The 21,459-nt window shown below is 64.6% G+C and carries 17 protein-coding genes; 6 read left to right on the top strand and 11 right to left on the bottom strand.

The features are described 5' to 3' along the window. Positions 1-58 precede the first annotated feature (58 nt). The gene (locus tag DWF74_RS13185) at positions 59-622 is read left to right on the top strand and encodes a hypothetical protein (RefSeq protein ID WP_115581102.1); all 564 of its coding nucleotides are present in this window, start codon (positions 59-61) and stop codon (positions 620-622) included. Positions 623-965: 343 nt separating this feature from the next. Next, positions 966-1,238 carry a hypothetical protein gene (locus tag DWF74_RS13190; protein ID WP_102861982.1) on the top strand — a complete coding sequence of 91 codons (273 nt, stop codon included), beginning with the start codon at positions 966-968 and terminating at the stop codon, positions 1,236-1,238. 122 nt (positions 1,239-1,360) lie between these two features. On the opposite strand, the gene fdhA is transcribed toward DWF74_RS13190, so the two are convergent. The 8 genes from fdhA to DWF74_RS13230 form a co-directional block, all read right to left on the bottom strand. Further along, positions 1,361-2,560, bottom strand: coding sequence for a formaldehyde dehydrogenase, glutathione-independent (gene fdhA / locus DWF74_RS13195; RefSeq protein WP_047289632.1), 1,200 nt, complete (start codon positions 2,558-2,560; stop codon positions 1,361-1,363). A 171-nt stretch (positions 2,561-2,731) separates the two neighbouring features. Further along, positions 2,732-3,589, bottom strand: a complete 858-nt coding sequence (gene purU / locus DWF74_RS13200) for a formyltetrahydrofolate deformylase (RefSeq protein WP_047306415.1) — start codon at positions 3,587-3,589, stop codon at positions 2,732-2,734. A gap of 118 nt (positions 3,590-3,707) precedes the next feature. Beyond that, positions 3,708-4,340, bottom strand: coding sequence for a sarcosine oxidase subunit gamma (locus DWF74_RS13205; RefSeq protein WP_016964293.1), 633 nt, complete (start codon positions 4,338-4,340; stop codon positions 3,708-3,710). Between the two features lie 158 nt (positions 4,341-4,498). Next, the gene (locus DWF74_RS13210) at positions 4,499-7,516 is read right to left on the bottom strand and encodes a sarcosine oxidase subunit alpha (protein WP_115581103.1); all 3,018 of its coding nucleotides are present in this window, start codon (positions 7,514-7,516) and stop codon (positions 4,499-4,501) included. Then, positions 7,513-7,815: a sarcosine oxidase subunit delta gene (locus DWF74_RS13215; protein WP_011063902.1), complete on the bottom strand. Its 303-nt coding sequence runs from the start codon at positions 7,813-7,815 to the stop codon at positions 7,513-7,515. The genes DWF74_RS13210 and DWF74_RS13215 overlap by 4 nt, the downstream gene beginning before the upstream one ends. Positions 7,816-7,829: 14 nt before the next feature. Continuing rightward, positions 7,830-9,080, bottom strand: a complete 1,251-nt coding sequence (locus tag DWF74_RS13220) for a sarcosine oxidase subunit beta family protein (RefSeq protein WP_060841439.1) — start codon at positions 9,078-9,080, stop codon at positions 7,830-7,832. Between the two features lie 23 nt (positions 9,081-9,103). Beyond that, positions 9,104-10,357: a serine hydroxymethyltransferase gene (locus tag DWF74_RS13225; RefSeq protein WP_047289636.1), complete on the bottom strand. Its 1,254-nt coding sequence runs from the start codon at positions 10,355-10,357 to the stop codon at positions 9,104-9,106. Between the two features lie 393 nt (positions 10,358-10,750). Continuing rightward, positions 10,751-11,491 (bottom strand): TraX family protein, encoded by a 741-nt coding sequence (locus DWF74_RS13230; protein ID WP_115581104.1) that lies wholly within the window; start codon positions 11,489-11,491, stop codon positions 10,751-10,753. A 116-nt stretch (positions 11,492-11,607) separates the two neighbouring features. Here DWF74_RS13230 and DWF74_RS13235 point away from each other — a divergent pair, with 116 nt between their 5' ends. The 3 genes from DWF74_RS13235 to DWF74_RS13245 all read left to right on the top strand — a co-directional run bounded on the left by DWF74_RS13235 (position 11,608) and on the right by DWF74_RS13245 (position 15,270). Then, entirely contained in the window at positions 11,608-12,648 is a 1,041-nt protein-coding gene (locus DWF74_RS13235) for a low specificity L-threonine aldolase (RefSeq protein ID WP_115581105.1), read from the top strand. 352 nt (positions 12,649-13,000) lie between these two features. Beyond that, a complete protein-coding gene (locus DWF74_RS13240) occupies positions 13,001-14,446 on the top strand; it encodes a purine-cytosine permease family protein (protein ID WP_115581106.1) in 1,446 nt (481 codons plus the stop codon). After that, positions 14,443-15,270, top strand: coding sequence for a nitrilase-related carbon-nitrogen hydrolase (locus DWF74_RS13245; protein ID WP_102861987.1), 828 nt, complete (start codon positions 14,443-14,445; stop codon positions 15,268-15,270). The genes DWF74_RS13240 and DWF74_RS13245 overlap by 4 nt, the downstream gene beginning before the upstream one ends. Before the next feature lie 70 nt (positions 15,271-15,340). Here DWF74_RS13245 and gbcB read toward each other — a convergent pair whose 3' ends face one another. After that, on the bottom strand, positions 15,341-16,441 hold the full coding sequence (gene gbcB / locus DWF74_RS13250) for a glycine-betaine demethylase subunit GbcB (protein WP_102861988.1): 1,101 nt from the start codon (positions 16,439-16,441) through the stop codon (positions 15,341-15,343). 290 nt (positions 16,442-16,731) lie between these two features. Here gbcB and gbcA point away from each other — a divergent pair, with 290 nt between their 5' ends. After that, on the top strand, positions 16,732-18,027 hold the full coding sequence (gbcA, locus tag DWF74_RS13260; protein WP_102861990.1) for a glycine-betaine demethylase subunit GbcA: 1,296 nt from the start codon (positions 16,732-16,734) through the stop codon (positions 18,025-18,027). A 189-nt stretch (positions 18,028-18,216) separates the two neighbouring features. On the opposite strand, the gene DWF74_RS13265 is transcribed toward gbcA, so the two are convergent. Both DWF74_RS13265 and DWF74_RS13270 read right to left on the bottom strand, forming a co-directional pair. After that, positions 18,217-19,482 carry a metallophosphoesterase family protein gene (locus tag DWF74_RS13265; protein WP_102861991.1) on the bottom strand — a complete coding sequence of 422 codons (1,266 nt, stop codon included), beginning with the start codon at positions 19,480-19,482 and terminating at the stop codon, positions 18,217-18,219. 47 nt (positions 19,483-19,529) lie between these two features. Continuing rightward, complete coding sequence (locus DWF74_RS13270) at positions 19,530-21,398, bottom strand: hypothetical protein (protein WP_115581107.1); 1,869 nt, start codon at positions 21,396-21,398, stop codon at positions 19,530-19,532. Positions 21,399-21,459 lie beyond the last annotated feature (61 nt).

Genomic DNA, 21,459 nt, shown 5'->3' on the forward strand with positions numbered 1-21,459 from the left:
CCCTTGCCTGCCATGCAAGCCCCCGCCTCGCCTGGCGCCATCAACAGAACGGACTCTTATGAAAGCTGCGCTCTACAGCGGCCTGCTGCTGGCCCTGGCAATCGCCGTCTTGCTCTGGCGAATCGGCACCCCGGTCGATAGCAGCCAATGCGCCGACACGGCCCCGGGCCCCCTGAGCGGCTTTATCCGCCAGCACTTCAGCGACCGCCAGGGAGCCGACTGGCGCGACGACGGCAGCGCCTTGGGCATTCTTGGCGTTGCCGAGGCCCAGCCGTTCGCCCGCCAACCCGAGCGTTACTACTGCGAAGCCCTGAACCTGCTGCAGGACCCACAGCGAACCCAGACCGAAAAGGTGCACACCACGGCCCTGATGCTGTCCCTGCCACTCGACTACTACCTGGACCTCATGGACCGCAGCCACCAGCTGTATCAGCGCGGGGCCATGGACCGCCCCGTCCTGACCCTGGTGCTGATACCAAGAGGCACGGCGCTGAACTACTGGTGGCTGCCCCAGTGGCGCTCACGCTTCCAGCGGGATGCGCCAGGCATCCTGGCCGAGACCGACATAAAGGAAATCCTGAGAGGCGAACACTGGTTCGACTACCCGGGCAGGGGCTATTGACTCACCATCCGCAACCGTTACCGAGCACTCGCCGAACAACCGACAACTCCTGCAAGACATCCACCCCCCAACGCCTTGCTGCCTCACGCACCGGCGGCTTATAGTCCGCCGGTCGCTCAAATAGCGACCGGGTTTGGCGACCCGATGAACTTCGGTCAGAAGCGTCTTGCTTTGCTGGCAGGATGTTCTGCACCCGCAACGTTGCCGTTATGGCAGCTGTGCGTGGGAGACCTTCGGGTCTGCCGGTTCCGCAAGTTCCCGGTTCGCCAACCTGCGTACAGCTGCCACCCATCGTTTGGCGACGAATCCGTGGCGGTTCTCACTGAACTGCGGAGAACTTTCCATGAACCGTTACATGCCGATCACCGGCCACGACTGCAACATTCCCTCTCTACTGATCGATACCCAGGCACCGCTGGATGTGCTCCATGAAGCCGCCGCCTTCCGTATCCGTGCCGTGACCCAGGTCCTGGAGCAACTGGCCTTGAGCGATGCGCTGGGCAAGGACCCGGTACTGGTCCAGGAGTTGGCCCAGCTCTGCGCCATTCCCCTGCGCGATGGCTGCGACCTGATGGATGTGCTGGGACGGCGCTTGCGCGCCACGCTGATCGCCTGACTGCAACCGCTGGATGTGGCGAGGGAGCTTGCTCCCTCGCCACAGAAAAAACGCCGCGTTCTCGGCAAGAGAAGGCGGCGTTTTTCGTTATTGGCAGGCTTCAAGCCAAAGGCTGACGGTCCTCAGGCAGCGCTGAACAGCTTGTGCGGGTCGATGACGAATTTCTTCGGCACGCCGGCATCGAACTCGCCATAGCCGCGCGGTGCGTCGTCGAGGCTGATGACTTGCACGCCCACCACTTCGGCGATGTTGATGCGGTCCCACATGATGGCCTGCATCAGTTGGCGGTTGTACTTCATCACCGGGGTCTGGCCGGTGTGGAAGCTGTGGGACTTGGCCCAGCCCAGGCCGAAGCGGATGCTCAGGCTGCCCATCTTCGCCGCGGCGTCCACCGCGCCCGGGTCTTCGGTGACGTACAGTCCGGGAATACCGATCTTGCCCGCTACGCGTACCACGCCCATCAGCGAGTTGAGCACGGTGGCCGGGGCCTCGTGCTGGGCACCGGCATGGCCGTGGCCACGGGCTTCGAAGCCCACGGCGTCCACCGCGCAATCAACTTCCGGCTCGCCCAGCAGGGCGGCGATCTGTTCGTGCAGCGGGGTGTCCTTGGACAGGTCGGCAATTTCAAACCCCTGGGCCTTGGCGTGGGCCAGGCGCACCGGGTTGACGTCGCCGACGATCACCACCGCCGCCCCCAACAGGCGCGCAGACGCAGCGGCTGCCAGGCCGACCGGGCCGGCACCGGCGATGTAGACGCTGCTGCCCGGGCCAACGCCGGCGGTGACGGCGCCGTGATAACCGGTGGGCAGGATGTCGGAGAGGCAGGTCAGGTCGCGGATCTTCTCCATGGCCTTGTCGCGATCCGGCAGTTTCAGCAGGTTGAAGTCGGCGTAAGGCACCAGCACGTACTCGGCCTGGCCACCGGTCCAGTCGCCCATGTCGACGTAGCCGTAGGCGCCACCAGCGCGGGCCGGGTTGACGGTCAGGCAGACCCCGGTGTGCTGTTCCTTACAGGAACGGCAGCGCCCGCACGCGACGTTGAACGGCACCGACACCAGGTCACCGATCTTCAGGTTCTCGACGTCGCTGCCCTTCTCGATCACTTCGCCAGTGATTTCATGACCCAGGACCAGGCCGACCTGGGCGGTGGTACGGCCGCGGACCATGTGTTGGTCCGAGCCGCAGATGTTGGTGGAGACTACGCGCAGGATGACGCCGTGCTCGATCTTCCTGCCGCGCGGGTCCTGCATTTTTGGATAGTCGATTTTCTGTACCTCGACCTTGCCGCTGCCCAGATACACGACACCACGATTACCAGACATGCTTTCACCTCGCTGTTGTTGTTATGGAACCGCGTTACCCAAAGGGGGAAACACGTGGATTGCTCGGGTACGGATGCTGTTTCGTTTTCAAAATCGTTTTCACGCAAACAGGCGCAACGCCTGTAGGAGCGAGCTTGCTCGCGAAGGGCTGCGCAGCAGCCCCAAGAATCATCAGAGCACCACCGTGCGGTTGCCGTTCAAGAACACCCGCCGCTCGATGTGGTAGCCCACTGCCCGGGCCAGGGTCAGGCCCTCGATGTCGCGACCCTTGGCGATCAGGTCTTCAGGGTAGTAACTGTGGTCCACCACCTCCACGCCCTGGGCGATGATCGGGCCTTCGTCCAGGTCGTTGTTGATGTAGTGCGCGGTGGCGCCCACCAGTTTCACACCCTTGTTGTAGGCCTGGTGATAAGGCTTGGCGCCCTTGAAGCCCGGCAGCAGCGAGTGGTGGATATTGATCGCCTTGCCATCGAGCTTGCGGCACAGCTCCGGCGACAGCACTTGCATGTAGCGGGCAAGGATCACCAGTTCGGCGCCGGAGTCCTCGATCACCTGCCACACCTGACGCTCCTGGGACGGCTTGTCGTTGGGGTCGAGGGGGAAGTGGTGGTAGGGAATCTGGTGCCAGTCGGCCAGGGGCTTGAGGTCCGGGTGGTTGGACACCACCGCCACCACGTCCATGGGCAACTGGCCGATGCGCTGACGATAGAGCAGGTCGTTGAGGCAGTGATCGGCCTTGGAGACCATGATCACCACCTTCGGCCGATAGTGCGGTGCGGTCAGTTCGAAGTTCATCGCGAAGGCTTTGGCGCGCTCGGCCAGGCCCTGGCGAAAGCCCTGTTCGTCGAGGCCGTCGGGCTGGCGAAATTCCACGCGGATGAAGAAGCGACCCGAGAGCCGGTCATCGAAGGAGTGGTGCTCGGTGACGTAGCAACCCTGCTCGAACAGAAAGCGGGTCACCGCGTCCACCGTGCCGAGCACGCTGGGGCAGTCGGCGGTGAGAATCCATGTATCGGGGGCGCGGCTCATCAGATGGGCTCCTGTTGACGAAAGCACTGTAGCCGCTGCCGAAGGCTGCGCTCGGCCCCGCAGGGGGCGGCTCTTCGAGCCTTGTCGCAGCCCGCGGCAGCGGCCACAGGATTAGGGTTCAGGCCTGCACGCTCAGGCCATATTCAGCGGCGGCATCCTGCAGCCACATCCACCAGTAATCGGAGAAGCTGCGGCGTACCAGCAGCTCCCAGGTGTCTTCGCCGGTGCGGCGGATCACCAGTTGCGACTTGGCGAACACCGTGCCCACCGCCTTGCCCACCGGGAAGTTGTTGGGGTGCACGTCGTAGCTGGTGGACTTCATCAGCACCTGGCGCACGTTGGGGCCGGACAGTTCGAGGATCTGCTGGCCGCCGCTGACGTTGACGATCTGGATATGCAGGTCGCCCAGGGCAGCCCGCAGGTTCTGCTCGGCGGCGAATTCTTCACCGCTGGGCACGATCAGCAGCCACTCATCCGGGCCCAGCCATTGCAGGCTGCTCTCGCCCTTGACCACCACGCTCAGGGCGCCCGGCAATTCGATGCCCAGGGCCTTGTGCACCCCGGCGGCGAAGGCCGGGTCGTGGCCGTCGCCACGGATCGTCAGGTGACCGAGGAGTTTTTTCTCGCGCAGGATCACACCGGCGTTCTTGCGGCCCTTGCCCACCAGGCTCGGCAGGTCGGCGTGGTGCAGGGGCGACTCGGCCTTGGCCCCGGTGGTGGGGCGCTGTTGGTAAACGTTGACTGCGGTCATGGAGCACCTGTCCTTTATTCTGTGGTCCGGTTCCGGTTGCCGCTGCCAGGGGCTGCGGTCGCTTGGGAACCGGGCGCAAGGTTTTGCCTCCCGGGCAGGTCCTGCGGACCTTGGCGCAGCCTGCGGCAGCGGCTACAGGGTGCGTGCCCGGGTTCATGTCATATGTTCTGGCGGTCGCCTTTGGGGTCGAAGAACACCGAGGAAACGATTTCCGCCTCGATCACCCGGCCATCGGCCAGGGGCGCGAAGACCCGCTCGCCCAGGCGCTTGAGGCCGCCCTTGACCACGCCCAGGGCAAAGGAATAACCCAGGGAGTTGTGGGCATAGCTGGAGGTCACGTGACCGACCATGCTCATCGGGATCGCCTGCTTGGGGTTGAACACCAGTTGCGCGCCTTCCGGCAGCCACTGGGTCGGGTCGATCGGCTTGAGGCCCACCAGTTGCTTGCGCTCCTCGCGCACGCAGTCTTCCCGGTTCATCCCGCGCCAGCCGATCCACGAGAACGGCTTGGTCCGGCCCACGCACCAACCCATGTTCAGGTCGTCCGGGGTCATCGAGCCGTCGGTGTCCTGGCCAACGATGATGAAACCCTTCTCGGCCCGCAGCACGTGCATGGTTTCGGTGCCGTAGGGGGTCAGGTTGTACTTCTTGCCAGCCTCGACGATCTGCTCCAGCACGCCCATGGCGTAGTCGGCCTGGACGTTGACCTCGTAGGACAGCTCGCCGGTGAAGGAGATACGGAACACCCGCGCCGGCACGCCGCCCACCAGGCCTTCCTTCCAGGTCATGAACGGGAAGCCGTCCTTGTCCAGGTCGATGTCGGTGACTTCGCTCAGCAGCTTGCGGCTGTTGGGGCCCGACAGGGTCATGGTGGCCCAGTGGTCGGTGACCGAGGTGAAGTACACCTTGAGATCCGGCCATTCGGTCTGCTGGTAGATTTCCAGCCACTGCAGCACGCGCGCCGCGCCGCCGGTGGTGGTGGTCATCAGGAAGTGGTTGTCGGCCAGACAGGCGGTGACGCCGTCGTCGAAGACCATGCCGTCTTCCTTGCACATCAGGCCGTAGCGGGCCTTGCCCACGTCGAGCTTGGTCCAGGCGTTGGTGTAGATGCGGTTGAGGAACTCCCGGGCGTCCGGGCCCTGGATGTCGATCTTGCCCAGGGTCGAGGCGTCCAGCAGGCCGACGCTGTCGCGCACCGCCAGGCATTCACGCTTGACCGCGGCATGCAGGTCTTCGCCGTTTTTCGGGAAGTACCAAGGGCGCTTCCACTGACCGACGTCTTCGAATTCGGCGCCGTTCTTCACGTGCCAGGCGTGCAGCGCGGTGAAGCGTACCGGCTCGAAGATGTGCCCGCAGTGCCGGCCGGCCACGGCGCCGAAGGTGATCGGCGTGTAGTTCGGGCGGAACATGGTGGTGCCCATCTGCGGAATGCTGACGTTCAGCGAACGAGCGGCGATGGCCAGACCGTTGACGTTGCCCAGCTTGCCCTGATCGGTGCCGAAGCCCAGGGCGGTGTAGCGCTTGACGTGCTCCACCGATTCGAAGCCCTCGCGGGTCGCCAGTTCGATGGCGGCGGCGGTGACGTCGTTCTGCAGGTCGACGAATTGCTTGGGCGCGCGAGCGGTGCCTTTTTCATGGGGCACCTGGAACAGCGCCAGGGTCGGTTCTTCCAGGCGGGCCAGGGCTTTGGGCAACACGCCCTCGACGCTCTGGAACCCGGCTTCGCTGGCGGCGCGCACGCCACCTTCGAAACCGTCGGCCAGGGTGTCGCCGAGGCTGTAGACGCCGTTGATGCCACCGACGCACACGCGCTTCTGCGGTGCCTCACCGGGCACGAAACCGAGGATGTCTTCGCGCCACACCGGCTTGCCGCCCAGGTGCGAGGCCAGGTGCACCACCGGGCTGTAGCCGCCGGAGCTGGCGATCAGGTCGCAGTCGAGCCATTCGCCGGGACTGGTGACCTTGTGCGCCTTGACGTCGATGGCCGCTACGCGCGCGCCGGTCACGTGCTTGCTGCCACGGGCCTCGATCACCGCACTGGAAGTGAGGATGCGGATGCCCTTGGCCCGGGCTTCTTCCACCAGGGCGCCGCGGGGGTTGTGCCGCGCATCGGCGATGGCCACCACTTGCAGGCTGGCGTCGAGCCAGTCCAGGGCCACGCGGTAGGCGTGGTCGTTGTTGGTGGACAGCAGCAGTTTCTTGCCCGGGGCCACGCCGTAGCGGCGCACGTAGGTGGACACCGCGCCGGCCAGCATGTTGCCCGGCACGTCGTTGTTGCCGTAGACCAGCGGCCGCTCATGGGCGCCGGTGGCCAGCACCACGCGCTTGGCGCGGACCCGGTGGATACGCTGGCGCACCTGGCCGATCGGCGCGCGGTCGCCGAGGTGATCGGTGAGGCGCTCGTGGATGGTCAGGAAGTTATGGTCGTGGTAGCCGTTGACCGTGGCCCGTGGCAGCAGCAACACGTCCGGCAGCGACTTGAGCTCGGCAACCACACTGGCCACCCACTCCACCGCCGGCTTGCCGTCCAGGCTTTCGCGACTGTCCAGCAGGCTGCCGCCGAACTCTTCCTGCTCATCGGCCAGGATCACCCGGGCGCCGCTGCGGGCAGCGGCCAGGGCGGCGGCGAGGCCGGCCGGGCCGGCGCCGACGATCAGCACGTCGCAGTGCTGGTTCATGTTGTCGTAGGTGTCCGGATCGTTCTCGGTAGGCGAGCGACCGAGGCCCGCCGCCTTGCGGATGTACTTCTCGTAGGTCATCCAGAACGATTGCGGGTACATGAAGGTTTTGTAGTAGAAGCCCGGCGGCATCAGCTTGCCGCCGACCTTGCCGAGAATCCCCATCATGTCGTTGTTGACGCTGGGCCAGCCGTTGGTGCTGGTGGCCACCAGGCCCTGGTACAGCGCCTGTTGGGTGGCGCGCACGTTGGGGATCTGGGTGGCTTCGGTGGCGCCGATCTGCAGCACCGCGTTGGGCTCTTCGCAGCCCGCGGCGAAGATGCCCCGGGGCCGGGAGTACTTGAAGCTGCGACCGATGATGTCCACGCCGTTGGCCAGCAGGGCCGAGGCCAGGGTGTCGCCTTCAAAGCCTTTGTAGCTCTGGCCGTTGAAGGTGAAGGTGATGACTTTGTTGCGGTCGATGCGTCCGCCGTTGGACAGGCGATTGGTCTGGCTCATACCTTCTCTCCAGCAGCCTTGGCGGTGAACTGCGGTTTGGTGCCTATCTTGTAGGTTTCAAGAATTTCGTAGGTCACGGTGTCGCGGGTGGCGTTGAAGTACTGGCGGCAACCGGCGGCGTGAATCCACAACTCGTGGTGCAGGCCGCGGGGGTTGTCGCGGAAGAACATGTAGTCGCCCCACTCCTCGTCGGTGCAGGCGTTGGGGTCCAGGGGCCGGGGAATGTGGGCCTGGCCGGACGAATGGAATTCCTCTTCGGAGCGCAGCTCGCCGCAGTGAGGACAGAAGATATGCAACATAGGGAGTTGTCCTTTTAGTGGGCGACCGCAGCAGCGCCGTGTTCGTCGATCAGCGCACCGTTGTGGAAACGGTCGATGGAGAAAGGGGCGGCCAATGGATGCATCTCGCCCTTGGCCAGGCTTGCGGCAAACACATTGCCCGAGCCCGGGGTGGCCTTGAAGCCGCCGGTGCCCCAACCGCAGTTGAAGAACATGTTCGGCACCGGGGTCTTGGAAATGATCGGGCAGGCGTCCGGGCTGGTGTCGACGATGCCGCCCCACTGGCGGTTCATGCGCACCCGGGAAAGGATCGGGAACATCTCGACGATGGCCTGGATGGTGTGCTCGATCACCGGGTAGGAGCCGCGCTGGCCGTAGCCGACCCAGCCGTCGATACCGGCGCCGATCACCAGGTCGCCCTTGTCCGACTGGCTGATGTAGCCGTGCACCGCGTTGGACATGATCACGCTGTCGATGATCGGTTTGATCGGCTCCGACACCAGCGCTTGCAGCGGGTGGGATTCGATCGGCAGGCGAAAGCCCGCGAGCTTGGCCATGTGCCCGGAGTTACCGGCGGTGACCACGCCGACGCGCTTGGCGCCGATAAAGCCCTTGTTGGTCTCGACGCCGATGCACACGCCGTTTTCCTTGCGAAAACCGATGACTTCGGTCTGCTGGATCAGGTCCACGCCCAGGGCGTCGGCAGCCCGGGCAAAGCCCCAGGCCACGGCGTCGTGACGGGCCACGCCGCCACGGCGCTGGACCGTGGCGCCGAGGATCGGATAACGGGTGTTTTTCGAACAATCCAGGTAGGGGATCTCATCCGCCACCTGCTGGGTGTTGAGCAGCTCGCCATCGATGCCGTTGAGACGGTTGGCGCTGACCCGACGCTCGGAATCACGGATGTCCTGCAGGGTGTGGCACAGGTTGTAGACCCCGCGCTGGGAGAACATCACGTTGTAGTTGAGGTCCTGGGACAGGCCTTCCCACAGCTTCATGGCGTGCTCGTAGAGCTGCGCCGACTCGTCCCACAGGTAGTTGGAACGCACGATGGTGGTGTTGCGCGCGGTGTTGCCGCCGCCCAGCCAGCCTTTTTCCACCACCGCGACGTTGGTGATGCCGTGTTCCTTGGCCAGGTAGTAGGCCGTGGCCAGGCCATGCCCGCCACCGCCGACGATGACCACGTCATAGACCTTCTTCGGGGTCGGCGTGCGCCACATGCGCTGCCAGTTTTCATGGTGGCTGAGAGAGTGCTTGAAGAGGCCGAAGCCCGAATAGCGTTGCATAGTCATTGCTCCAGTTGCGGCTCTCAGCGGTAAACCGGGAAATCAGCGCACAGGGCTGCCACCTGGCGCGCGACATTGGCCTCGACGTCGGCATCGCCGAGGTGGTCGAGGATGTCGCAGATCCAGCCCGCCAGTTCGGTGCACTGGGTGACCTTGAATCCGCGGGTGGTGACCGCCGGGGTGCCGATGCGCAGGCCGGAGGTGACAAACGGCGACTGCGGGTCGTTGGGCACGGCGTTCTTGTTCACGGTGATGTGGGCGCGGCCCAGGGCGGCGTCGGCATCCTTGCCGGTCAGGCCCTGACGGATCAGGCTGACCAGGAACAGATGGTTGTCGGTGCCACCGGACACTACATCGTAGCCGCGTTTGATAAATACGCCGGCCATGGCCTGGGCGTTGTCGATCACCTGTTGCTGGTAGGCCTTGAACCCGGGCTCCAGCGCTTCCTTGAAGCACACCGCCTTGGCGGCGATCACGTGCATCAACGGGCCGCCCTGGGCGCCGGGGAATACCGCGGCGTTGAGTTTCTTCTCGATCTCTTCGTTGGCCTTGGCCAGGATCAGGCCGCCACGGGGACCGCGCAGGGTCTTGTGGGTGGTGGTGGTGACCACGTCGGCATAGGGCAGCGGGTTGGGATACAGACCGGCGGCCACCAGCCCGGCGACGTGGGCCATGTCGACGAACAGCAGCGCCCCGACCTTGTCGGCGATCTGCCGGAAACGCGGGAAGTCCAGGGTCTTGGAGTAGGCCGAGAAGCCAGCGACGATCATCTTCGGCTTATGTTCCACGGCCAGACGCTCGACCTCGTCGTAGTCGATCAGCCCGGTGCGGGTATCGATGCCGTACTGCACGGCGTTGTACAGCTTGCCCGAAGACGACACCTTGGCGCCGTGGGTCAAGTGACCGCCATGGGCCAGGCTCATGCCGAGAATGGTGTCGCCGGCCTGCAGCAGGGCCAGGTACACCGCGCTGTTGGCGGAAGAACCGGAGTGCGGCTGGACGTTGGCGTAATCGGCGCCGAACAGCTGCTTGGCGCGCTCGATGGCCAGGGCCTCGACCTTGTCCACATGCTCGCAGCCACCGTAGTAGCGCTTGCCCGGATAGCCTTCGGCGTACTTGTTGGTCAGCCCGCTGCCTTGCGCCTGCATCACCCGCTTGCTGGTGTAGTTCTCCGACGCGATCAGCTCGATGTGATCTTCCTGGCGTTGTTCCTCGGCATTGATCGCCGCCAGCAGTGCATCGTCGTAACCCTGGATCTGGTCTTGCTTGCTGAACATCACGTCTCTCCCAGCGGCGGCGCTGCGCCTTTCGTCTCGGTGAGGCCAGCCTTAAAGCTGCGCCCTTTGGATGCGATGGTATGACCGGCAAGGGGAACTCAAATGCCTATGGACGCCACGCAAAGGTGCGTTTACGACATGCCTTGGCGCACGGAGATAAATGCCTCGGGCCACAGCCAGGCGAAGGCTCTGGATCGACACCTTGCGGCGCAGCACAGGTCCGGGCCGCAGGCGAAAGGCGCCTGCCCCTGTAGCCGCTGCTGAGCCTGTGAAGCTGCGCAAAGGTCCGCAGGACCTTGCCTGGCGATCTCCAGCCACACCTCTACGCCCTCAAGATCGCCGCGTCTGCTACGTCGCAATGCCGCCCAAGCCGTTCGCAGCCTGCGGCAGCGGCTACAGGAGTTGGCGCAGGGCCAGCAGCAGGAGAAAGTGCGCCGGGTACAGCAGGTAGGCCCAGCGGCGCATGGCCGGCACCGACCTGCCACGCAGCCCCCGCAGCAGCCTCACTCCCAGCCACGGCGCCAGCAGACAAACGGCAATACCGCAGGTCGCCACCGGATTGCCCAGGCGCGCCGCCGGGAACAAGGTTTCCCACTGGTTGGCCGCCAGGCACAAGGCCCCGGGCAACAGGCTGAAATACCAGGGGCGACGCAGCACCAGCAGCAAGGCCAGTGGCAGCAACACCCCGAAGGCGCCAAACATCAGCCAGCGGGACAAACCCAGCGCCAGCAACAGGGCCACTAGGCCAAGCGCCAAGGCCAGTCCCCCACGCTGCTGCCAGCCCCGGGCCACCAGCAAGCCCAGCGCCAGGGTCGGCAGCACATTCAAGGTGTCGGGATCAGGCACGAACAGGCGATAGGGAATCTCACTGAGCGCGCTGAACAGCAGCAGCCAGCCCAGGTAGCGCCATTGCCCGGACGGGCGCCCGGCACGCTCGCCCAAGCGCGTCAGATTCACCGCCATGGCCAGACAGAACCAGGGAAACGCCAGCCGCCCCGGCACATACAGCCAGTCCAGGCTCAGGCCCACATACCGCAGGTGATCCAGCACCATGCTCAGCAGCGCCAACCACTTCAGCGCATCCAGCGCCCCATCGCGCTGGCAGTTGTCGGTTTTCAGCATCGCATCACGCATAAATCCTTATGGGCCCTGCATTATTCCGGCATAAACAGAGCGTGTGCTCGGCCATTGTTCTTGGGTAAAGTGCGCACCATCATCGACCACGGAACTCTCTTACACGGAAGCCGGCCATGACCGACAAAAGCCAACAGTTCGCCAGCGACAACTACTCCGGCATCTGCCCTGAAGCCTGGGCCGCCATGGAGCAGGCCAACCACGGCCACGAGCGCGCTTACGGCGACGATCAGTGGACCGCTCGCGCCGCCGATCATTTCCGCAAGCTCTTTGAAACCGACTGCGAAGTGTTCTTCGCCTTCAACGGCACCGCCGCCAACTCCCTGGCCCTGTCGTCGCTGTGCCAGAGTTATCACAGCGTGATCTGCTCGGAAACCGCCCACGTCGAAACCGACGAATGCGGCGCCCCGGAGTTCTTCTCCAACGGTTCCAAGCTGCTGATCGCCGGCACCCAGAACGGCAAGCTGACCCCGGAATCGATCCGCGAGATCGCCCTCAAGCGCCAGGACATCCACTATCCCAAGCCGCGGGTGGTGACCCTGACCCAGGCCACCGAAGTGGGCAGCGTCTACACCCCGGAAGAAGTCCGTGCCATCAGCGCCACCTGCAAGGAACTGGGGCTGAACCTGCACATGGACGGCGCGCGCTTCTCCAACGCCTGCGCCTTCCTCGGCTGCACCCCAGCGGAGCTGACCTGGAAGGCCGGCGTCGACGTGCTGTGCTTTGGCGGCACGAAAAACGGCATGGCGGTGGGTGAAGCGATCCTGTTCTTCAACCACAAGCTGGCGGAAGACTTCGACTACCGCTGCAAACAGGCCGGCCAGCTGGCCTCGAAAATGCGCTTTCTCTCCGCGCCCTGGGTCGGCCTGCTGGAAAACGACGCCTGGCTCAAGCACGCCCGCCACGCCAACCACTGCGCGCAGTTGCTGGCCCAACTGGTGGCCGACATCCCTGGCGTGGAGCTGATGTTCCCGGTGCAGGCCAACGGCGTGTTCCTGCAACTCTCGGAACCGGCGATTGCCGCCCTGACCGCCAGGGGCTGGCGCTTCTACACCTTCATCGGCAAGGGCGGCGCGCGCTTCATGTGCTCCTGGGACACCGAAGAAGAGCGCGTGCGCGAATTGGCAGCGGACATCCGCACCGTCATGAGCGCCTGACCCACCCCCTTCGCATGTAGGAGTTGGCTGGCCAGCGAACAGGCCCGCAACCCGGGCGCCGGTCTCACAGGTGCCTTCGCCGGCAAGCCGGCTCCTGCAACGGCCAGCGCACCTCCAGCCCAGTAGGAGCTGGCTGGCCAGCGAACAGGCCCCAAGCCAGGCGCCGATCTCACGGGCGCCTTCGCCGGCAAGCCGGCTCCTACAACGACACGCCCTCCTCCATGGGAACTGGCTGGCCAGCGAAAGCATCAGTTCACAAATTCCTGAACTGATTATTTGCCCCTGCTGATTCAACATCCGCCACCTTTATCCGAGACTCCGGGGTCGACCTATAAAAACAAAGGCTCCACCCATGACGACTCAGTCTTGCGTCACCGAAAAGGCCCAGTCTCCTGGCCTTGCGATCGAAACCCGTTCCATCGACTACGTGCCGCGCAACGAACGCCACGGCAAGGTCTGGCACCAGGGACCGTTCTGGTTCACCGGCAATTTCGTGCTCACCACCATGGTCACCGGCTTCACCGGCGCGGCCCTGGGCCTGGCCCTGCCCTACGCCATTCTGGCGATCGTCATTGGCGTGTGCCTGGGCACCTTCTGCATGGCCTTCCACGCCAACCAGGGCCCGCGCATGGGCCTGCCGCAGATGATCCAGTCCCGCGCCCAGTTCGGCCTGCGGGGCGCCATCGTGCCGTTCACCGCGGTGGTGTTCGTCTACATCGGCTTCAACGTGTTCAACGTGATCCTCGCCACCGACGCCATCAACACGGTGATTCCCGGGGCCCGGGCGCCCTGGTACAGCCTGATGATCGCCGTGGCGGTGCTGATCGCGGTGGTCGGCCATGACCTGCTGCACACCGTGCAGCGCTGGCTGACCTACGTGATGATCAGCGTGTTCGCGGTGCTCACCGTCAGCGCCCTGCTGACCTTGCAGGCCGACTCGGCCCTGGCCGACCCGCAGTTTTCCTGGTCGGCGTTCCTGATCCAGCTGTCGGCCGCCGCCGGCTACCAGATCAGCTACTCGGTGTACGTCTCCGACTATTCGCGCTACCTGCCGCACCAGACGCCGTCGCGCCAGGTGATTTTCTGGACCTACCTGGGCGCCGCCGGCTCGGCCCTGTGGCTGATGTCCCTGGGGGCCTTCCTGGCGTCCGCCCTGCCCTCGCCGGACGCCATTGCCAGCGTGCGCGAAGTGGGCAACACCCTGATTCCCGGCTTCGGCACCTTCACCGTGCTGATCGCGGTGCCGGCACTGGTGGGCATCATGGCGGTCAACTGCTACGGCGCCATGCTCACCGGCATCAGCGCCATTGACGGTTTCAAGTCGATCAAGCCCACCCTCAAGAGCCGGGTAACCGGCATCCTGCTGGTGGCGGTGGTGATCTTCCTGATCGCCATGAACATTCCCGAAAGCTACCTGGGCAGCTTCAACACCTTTGTCTTGCTGATGCTGTACTTCCTGGTGCCCTGGACCGCGGTCAACCTGGCGGACTTCTACCTGGTGCGCAAAGGCCGCTACGCCATCAGCCACATCTTCAATCACGCCGGCATTTATGGCCGCTGGTCCAGCGCCGGGTTGCTGGCCTACTTCCTCGGCTTGCTGGCGATGGTGCCGTTCATGTCCCTGAGCTTCTACCAGGGCCCACTGTCCCAGGCCCTGGGCGGCGCCGACATTGCCTTCGTGATTGGCCTGGCGGTGGCCGGGCTGGTCTACTGGGCGCTGACCCGCAACCTGGACCTGGAAGCCGAACGCCTGGCCATCCAGGCCAGCGAACAGCAACTGGAAGGAGGCGCGCAATGATCCCCCAGACATCCCTGAAAGTGGCCTGCCAGCAACTGGCACCACGAATCGGCGACCTGGACTACAACCGTACCCTCAGCACCGAGGCCATCCGCCAGGCCGCCGCCCGCGGCGCCCAGGTGGTGGTGCTGCCGGAGCTGGTGCAGAGCGGCTACGTGTTCCGCGACCTGCAAGAAGCCCTGGCGCTTTCGGAAAGCCTCGACGGGCCGACCTTGAGCCTGTGGAAAACCCTGGCCGAAGAACTGCAGGTGGTGATTGTCGGCGGCTTCTGCGAGCGCCTGGACGATCAGCGGGTGGCCAACAGCGCCGCCCTGATCGAGCCTGAAGGAACGCTGACGGTGTATCGCAAGGCGCACCTGTGGGACCGGGAGAACCTGATCTTCACCCCGGGCGACGAGCCGCCCCCCGTGGTGCCCACCCGCTTCGGGCCGATCGCCATGATGATCTGCTACGACCTGGAGTTCCCCGAATGGGTGCGCCTGCCGGCCCTGGCCGGGGCCGCGCTTTTGTGCGCGCCGGTGAACTGGCCGGACGGCCCGCGCCCGCCCAGCGAGCGGCCGGCGGAGATGGTCCGGGTCCAGGCCAACGCGGCGGTCAACCGGATGTTCATCGCCGCCTGCGACCGCTGCGGCGAAGAGCGCGGGGTGAACTGGGTGGGCGGCTCGACCATCGTCGATGCCGATGGCTATCCGCTGGCGGGAAAGAATCGGGAAAACGGGCAGCAGTTGCTGCTGGCGGAGCTGGACCTGGCCCAGGCCTGGCACAAGTCCATCAGTCAACATAACCATGTGCACCTGGATCGGCGACCGGCGTTGTATCAGTAGCCGGGTTGTCCCTGTTCGCTGGCAAGCCGGCTTCTACAGCAGATGGGTGTAGGAGCCGGCTTGCCGGCGATCAGAACTCCACCCGCACGTCACCCTTGGGCACGCTGCAGCAGGACAGGATGTAGCCTTCGGCTTCGTCTTCCTCGGTGATCCCGCCGTTGTGTTCCATCACCACTTCGCCACCCAGCTTGAGCACCTTGCAGGTGCCGCAGATGCCCATGCCGCAGGCCTTGGGGATCATCAGGCCGAGCTTGGCTGCGGCCGCGTGCACGGTTTCCCCCGGGGCCACGCGGATGCTCTTGCCGGAGGCGGTGAACTCCACCTGATGCAGATCGGCCAGGTCCGGCTCCGGCGCCTCGGCCGCCTGTTCCGCGTGTTCCACGGCGTCGGCCCGGGCTTCGGGCGGGGTCGCGCCGAAGGATTCCTCGTGGTAGCGCGCCATGTCGAAACCGGCAGCTTCCAGCAGGCGCTTGACCGCATTCATGTAGGGCGTCGGTCCGCAGCAGAACACTTCCCGCTCCAGGAAGTCCGGGGCCATCAGCTCCAGCATCTTGTGGTTCAGGTAGCCGCGATAGCCGGCCCAGGGCTCGCCCAGGCCGTGTTTCTCGCAGATCAGGTGCAGGCTGAAGTTGTCGATCCGCGAGGCCATGTGCTCCAGCTCGCGGTGGTAAATGATGTCCTTGGGTGAGCGGGCGCTGTGGATGAACACCATGTCGACGTTGCCGTTGGTGTCGTAGAACCAGCGCGCCATGGACATCACCGGGGTGATGCCGACGCCGCCGCTGAGGTAAAGCACTTTCGGGCTGGGGAAATCGATGGCGTTGAACAGCCCCACCGGCCCGTGCACCGCCAGTTCCTGGCCTTCATGCAAGGTGTCGTGCAACCAGTTGGAGACCTTGCCCCCCGGCACGCGCTTGATGGTCACCGAGAAGCTGTAGGGCACCGACGGCGAGCTGGAAATGGTGTAGGAGCGCATCACCGGCTGGCCTTCGATCTCCAGCTCCAGGGTGACGAACTGCCCGGGCTTGAAGAAGAACATGATCGGCTGGTCGGCCATGAAGCAGAAGGTCCGCACGTCCCAGGTTTCCTGGATGACTTTGACGCAACGGACGATGTGACGGCCATTGGCCCAGGTCTGGGTGGTTACCGGGTTGAGGAAGGTGTTGGACATGCTGTTCTCCACGGCCGACTGTCGGCGTCTTGTCAGCGATTCTGCGTAAGGCTTCTCGCGCCCATTTACCTATCTGCGACATTCACATGCTTATCGCGACCAGCCCCCAGTTACAGGGGCTCCCCCGTCGGGAACAGATTGGGCCATGTCGCCCATGGATAAGGTTCAAGGCGCCCGCGGACCCACACTCGCCTCAAACACGACAACCGATTTTTCGTGACTTGCGTAGCACCCACCGTAGCCACTATTTAATTCGCCGGCCGCACAGAACGGCCATGAGGACTTGAACGATGGACGTCACCGCAACCCTGAGCTTGGGCGATCCACTGGAACCTGCACGCAAGGCCACTGCACAGATGCTGCAGGAGCGCGAGCGGACCTTCTCCCTGCCGCAGCCTTTCTACTGCGACGACAGGCTGTTCGATATCGACATGCAGGAGATCTTCCAGAAGGAATGGCTGATCGCCGGCATGACCTGCGAGATCCCCACCAAGGGCAACTACATCACCCTGCAGATCGGCAAGAACCCGATCATCGTCATCCGCGGCGCCGACGGTGTGGTCCACGCCTTCCACAACGTCTGCCGCCACCGCGGCTCGCGGCTGTGCACCAGCGACAAGGGCAAGGTCGCCAAGCTGGTCTGCCACTACCACCAGTGGACCTACGAACTGGACGGTCGCCTGCTGTTCGCCGGCACCGAGATGGGCGCCGACTTCGACATGAAGCAATACGGCCTGAAACCGGTGAACGTGAAGACCGCCGGCGGCTACATCTTCATTTCCCTGGCCGAGAATCCGCCGGCCATCGACGACTTCCTGGCGACCCTGGCCCATTACATGGAGCCCTACGACATGGAGAACACCAAGGTGGCGGTGCAGACCACCTTGCATGAAAAGGCCAACTGGAAGCTGGTACTGGAGAACAACCGCGAGTGCTACCACTGCGTCGGCTCGCACCCCGAGTTGCTGAAAACCCTGCTGGAATGGGACGACGTCACCGACCCGCGGGCCGACCAGGCGTTCAAGGACCATGTGGCCGCTTCCGCCGCCGCCTGGGAAGCCGAGAAGATCCCTTACGCCCACGCCAGCTTCGGCCTGCGCAATCGCATCGTGCGCATGCCCCTGCTCAAGGGCACCGTGTCCATGACCCTGGACGGCAAGCAGGGCTGCGCCAAGCTGATGGGGCGGATCAAGAACCCGGACCTGGGCTCGATGCGCATCCTGCACCTGCCGCATTCGTGGAACCACTGCATGGGCGACCACATCATCGTGTTCACCGTGTGGCCCATCAGCGCTCAGGAAACCATCGTCACCACCAAGTGGATCGTGCACAAGGACGCGGTGGAAGGCGTGGACTACGACGTCGAGCGCATGCGTCAGGTGTGGGACGCCACCAACGCCCAGGACCGGCGCCTGGCGGAAGAAAACCAGCGCGGCATCAACTCCACCGCCTACCAGCCGGGTCCGTACTCCAAGACCTATGAGTTCGGCGTGGTCAACTTCGTCGACTGGTACAGCGAGCGCATGCTGAGCAACCTCGGCGCTGAACCGGCGCCTTATCTCAAGGGCGTGCCGGTCACCGGCTGACACCGCAGGAGTTCGGCAGCGGCTACAGGGTTGGTGTAGCCGCTGCCGCAGGCTGCGAACGGCTTGGGCGGGATTGCGACGTAGCGAGCTTGAGAACGCTTGAGGTCCGGCGGGAGACCGTCAAGCAAGGTCCTGCGGACCTTGTCGCAGCCTCGCGGGCTCGGCAGCGGCTACAGGGTTTCAGGGGGTTCAGGGCCTTCGAGGCAGTGACCAACTGACCGCGCCGGTCTCGCCAATGAAGTCTTCGCTGATCTGCGCCCCATCCAGCTTCACCCTCACGTAACCGTTGCGCACCCGCAGCGGGTAGTTCGGATCATCCGCCGACAGGGTTTCCGACCACAGCACCTGAGGGTTGCCTTTCAATTCGCGGGTGACGCCATAGGGAATCGCCCCGTGGCCGATGCAGCGCCCGTACATGCCGTCCTTGGGCGCATAGCAGATGCCGTTGTGCAGGTGCCCCCAGTACCAGTAGTCCGGCACCCGGCCCAGGGCCGCGACCACCTGCTTGTACAGCGCGGTCTGCTGCTGGCCGCTGATATCCAGCCCCTGGTGATGACTGAGCAGCATGATCTTGCGCCCCTGCCCCTTGCTGGCCACCAGGTCCTTGAGCCATTGCTGTTGCGGTGGATTGAGGTTGCCATCCATGTACAGGTTCATTTCGTCGGCGGCATAGGCGCTGTCCAGGCCGACGATCAGCCAGTGGCTGTTGAACAGGGCGAAGTAGCTGGTGCCTTGCTGCTTGGGAAACAGCGCGGCGATCTCGGCAAAGTAGCCATGGGCACCGCTGTACATTTCATGGTTGGAGTTGAGGCTGAATGACGCCTGGCGGCCCATGGGCCAATCGGCAAGGTCGGCGTTCTCTTCGCTGCCGGTACCGGCGTAATACACATCTCCCAGGTGGACGGTGAAATCCGCCTGGTCCTGCTTGATCAGGTCCGCCACACGTTGCGCCGCCGAGTTGGGCTGGAAGTAGCCGGTGCCCCAGTCCCCGGCCATGTCCAGCAGCACGTTGTCGGCCATCTCGATCAGCGCCGGGGTGGTGCCGAAGGTCGCGTGCTTGCGCAGGTTCTCGATCCAGTTGAGCAAGGCCTCGCTCCAGCGCAGGTCCAGCAGCTCCCACTGGCGACAACCCAGCAGGGTGCCGTCCTTCATCACCTGGGTCTGCAGCTCGGCCACCGTTTGTGGCAAGGGCTTGGCGTTGCCCAGGTGCAGGACCGACAGGCCGTGGGCCAGCTCCCAGGGCACCGGCGCCTGACCGGGGGGCAAGTCGCCATGAATCAGGGCGTACTGCGCCTGGTCATGGGCGCGCTGCAGCAGTTGCACGATCGCCTGCAGCTCCGCCGGCTCAAGCTCGCTACGGAGTTTTTTCCAGGCCAGTTCGAGCCTGGCCAGCAGCCCGTCGACCCGGGCTTTGACCTGTTCGTATTCATGTTCCAGATTGCTCACAAATGACATGCCGGCATCCCTCTTGATGGTCCCTTTGCCCAAACGCCGAACGGGCGTCACAGGGTCTTCATGTATTCGATCAACTGCCACTTCTGCTCTGCGGAAAGCTGCGTGCCGTACAGATGGCCGCTGTTGCTGTTGCCCTCCAGATGGGTGTCGTACTTGAAGGAGCCCGGCCCCTGGACCGCCGCGCCACTGGTGATGAAACCGACCTTCTGCGGGTCATACACGTCCGAGCCGGTGTAGAACACCTGGGGCCGCAGTTCCGGGGCCTGCAACAGGTCCCAGAGGCTGGGCACCGAGCCGTTGTGCAGGTACGGCGCGCGCAGCCAGATGCCGTCGGTGGGGGTGTTGCTGTAGCTCTGGGTCTTGCGATAGGCACCGAAGTCGAAAGGCGGCTTCTTGAACCCATGGAAGGCTTGCACCAGGCCGGTGGTGAAGGAGTCCAGGCGGTGGGGATCGGTGCCCAGCGTCTGGATATTGGTCGTGACCTGGCCGGTGTCGGCCTTGCCGAAGTCATGGCAACCGGCACAGTTGGCCTCCCACAGCGGCTTGCCCTGGGCCACCTTGGCCTGATCGAGGGCGAACGGCCAAGCCGGCGGTTTGTGCCCCAGCAGCCAGTTGGTGGCCCGGTTGAAGCTCTCAGGCAGCACCGATTGCGGGGTCGCGCCCACCGCCATCGCCGCCGCGTAGTTGCGCTCGCGGATCTGGTTGTTGTTGCCGTCCCAGTGCAGGTACATCGATTCCCGCGGCTTCTGGTTCCAGATCTGCGGCAGGTCCACGGTGCCGATGGTGGAGTCGTCGGGGAAGCCGAACACCACCATCTTGGTCGGGTTGAAGGTGTCGGTGCGCCCCGGCCCTTGCGGCGGCCGCAGCTTCTGCCAGGCATAGGCCTGCTTCTGCTTGAGCAGCGCGCTCTTGGCCATGGGCATGATCAGGTAGCGGTTGTACAGGCGTTCGACAAAGCCCAGCTGGAACTTGGCATTGATCGCGTTCATCAGCGCATCCACGGTGAATTTCGGATCGCTGGCGCAATCGTAGGCGAACCACTGGAAGGCCTGGAGCTGCATCAGGTTGGCCGGTGCAGTGGGCACCACCTGGGACACATCGCTGGCGCTGGCCCGGTAGGCACCGGTGTGGCACAGGGCGCAGTTGGGCTCCACCGTGGGGTAGCCCAACTGCCGCTTGGCCATGCCCACCGGCAGGTCCCGGCCGTTCTCGTAGAGGAAGCCGAAGACCTCGTAACCGCCGGGGCGCGGGAGTTTTTCCGGGCACATCTGCGGCAGCACGGCAAACAGGTAGTAAGGAATCCGTGCTTCGATCCCCAGGCCGATGGCGGCGTACTTGAAGTGATCCTCGTCCGAGGCTTCCGGCGGCTGGGGCACCTCGCGAATCATGTTGACCCACGTGGCATAACCGACCACCCCCAGGACCAGCAGCAGGACCAGGCTGCCCACGCGAAAGCTGTGGCGCTTCCAGCAGGCGGCCCAGTACTGGCGCCAGTCGTGCAGCCCGGCACAGAGCAGGGCCCAGGGCCGGTTGGCCGGGGCACTGCCCAGGTACAGCAGGATGCCGAGGATCAGGAACATGCTGAGGTCGCCCATCAGCATGGGCACGAACACCTGGGCCTGGTTGCTGGTATTGATCAGGTAGATCCAGAACGCCACGGCGATCAGCCGCGACAGCACGCACAGCCAGGAATGCACCACGAAGCGCGGCGCGTTGCAGCCCGAAGGCATGTAGAACAGGCTGATGCCCACCAGCAGCATGCCGGTGTTTTCCAGCCAGGGGTCCGACAGCACCGGCGGCAGGCCGACCACCGCGGTCAGCAGCGCCGGGGCAAACAGCGCCGGCAGGGCGAACACCATGTTCATGGCGATGCCCAGCCAGATGAAGCGTTGGAACCAGCGGATATAAGCGTTCATATCAACCTTCCCTGCATCCATGTGTAGCGGCCGCCGCAGCCTGCACTTGGCCTCCAAGCGC

This window comes from Pseudomonas protegens, from assembly GCF_003363755.1.
In the GTDB taxonomy this organism is placed as follows: domain Bacteria; phylum Pseudomonadota; class Gammaproteobacteria; order Pseudomonadales; family Pseudomonadaceae; genus Aquipseudomonas; species Aquipseudomonas danubii.

Excerpts from the sequence above, each read along its gene's own strand:
- DWF74_RS13185 (WP_115581102.1), top strand. The coding sequence starts at position 59 with ATGAAAGCTGCGCTCTACAGCGGCCTGCTGCTGGCCCTGGCAATCGCC.
- DWF74_RS13190 (WP_102861982.1), top strand. The coding sequence starts at position 966 with ATGAACCGTTACATGCCGATCACCGGCCACGACTGCAACATTCCCTCT.
- fdhA (WP_047289632.1), bottom strand. The coding sequence starts at position 2,560 with ATGTCTGGTAATCGTGGTGTCGTGTATCTGGGCAGCGGCAAGGTCGAG.
- purU (WP_047306415.1), bottom strand. The coding sequence starts at position 3,589 with ATGAGCCGCGCCCCCGATACATGGATTCTCACCGCCGACTGCCCCAGC.
- DWF74_RS13205 (WP_016964293.1), bottom strand. The coding sequence starts at position 4,340 with ATGACCGCAGTCAACGTTTACCAACAGCGCCCCACCACCGGGGCCAAG.
- DWF74_RS13210 (WP_115581103.1), bottom strand. The coding sequence starts at position 7,516 with ATGAGCCAGACCAATCGCCTGTCCAACGGCGGACGCATCGACCGCAAC.
- DWF74_RS13215 (WP_011063902.1), bottom strand. The coding sequence starts at position 7,815 with ATGTTGCATATCTTCTGTCCTCACTGCGGCGAGCTGCGCTCCGAAGAG.
- DWF74_RS13220 (WP_060841439.1), bottom strand. The coding sequence starts at position 9,080 with ATGCAACGCTATTCGGGCTTCGGCCTCTTCAAGCACTCTCTCAGCCAC.
- DWF74_RS13225 (WP_047289636.1), bottom strand. The coding sequence starts at position 10,357 with ATGTTCAGCAAGCAAGACCAGATCCAGGGTTACGACGATGCACTGCTG.
- DWF74_RS13230 (WP_115581104.1), bottom strand. The coding sequence starts at position 11,491 with ATGCGTGATGCGATGCTGAAAACCGACAACTGCCAGCGCGATGGGGCG.
- DWF74_RS13235 (WP_115581105.1), top strand. The coding sequence starts at position 11,608 with ATGACCGACAAAAGCCAACAGTTCGCCAGCGACAACTACTCCGGCATC.
- DWF74_RS13240 (WP_115581106.1), top strand. The coding sequence starts at position 13,001 with ATGACGACTCAGTCTTGCGTCACCGAAAAGGCCCAGTCTCCTGGCCTT.
- DWF74_RS13245 (WP_102861987.1), top strand. The coding sequence starts at position 14,443 with ATGATCCCCCAGACATCCCTGAAAGTGGCCTGCCAGCAACTGGCACCA.
- gbcB (WP_102861988.1), bottom strand. The coding sequence starts at position 16,441 with ATGTCCAACACCTTCCTCAACCCGGTAACCACCCAGACCTGGGCCAAT.
- gbcA (WP_102861990.1), top strand. The coding sequence starts at position 16,732 with ATGGACGTCACCGCAACCCTGAGCTTGGGCGATCCACTGGAACCTGCA.
- DWF74_RS13265 (WP_102861991.1), bottom strand. The coding sequence starts at position 19,482 with ATGTCATTTGTGAGCAATCTGGAACATGAATACGAACAGGTCAAAGCC.
- DWF74_RS13270 (WP_115581107.1), bottom strand. The coding sequence starts at position 21,398 with ATGAACGCTTATATCCGCTGGTTCCAACGCTTCATCTGGCTGGGCATC.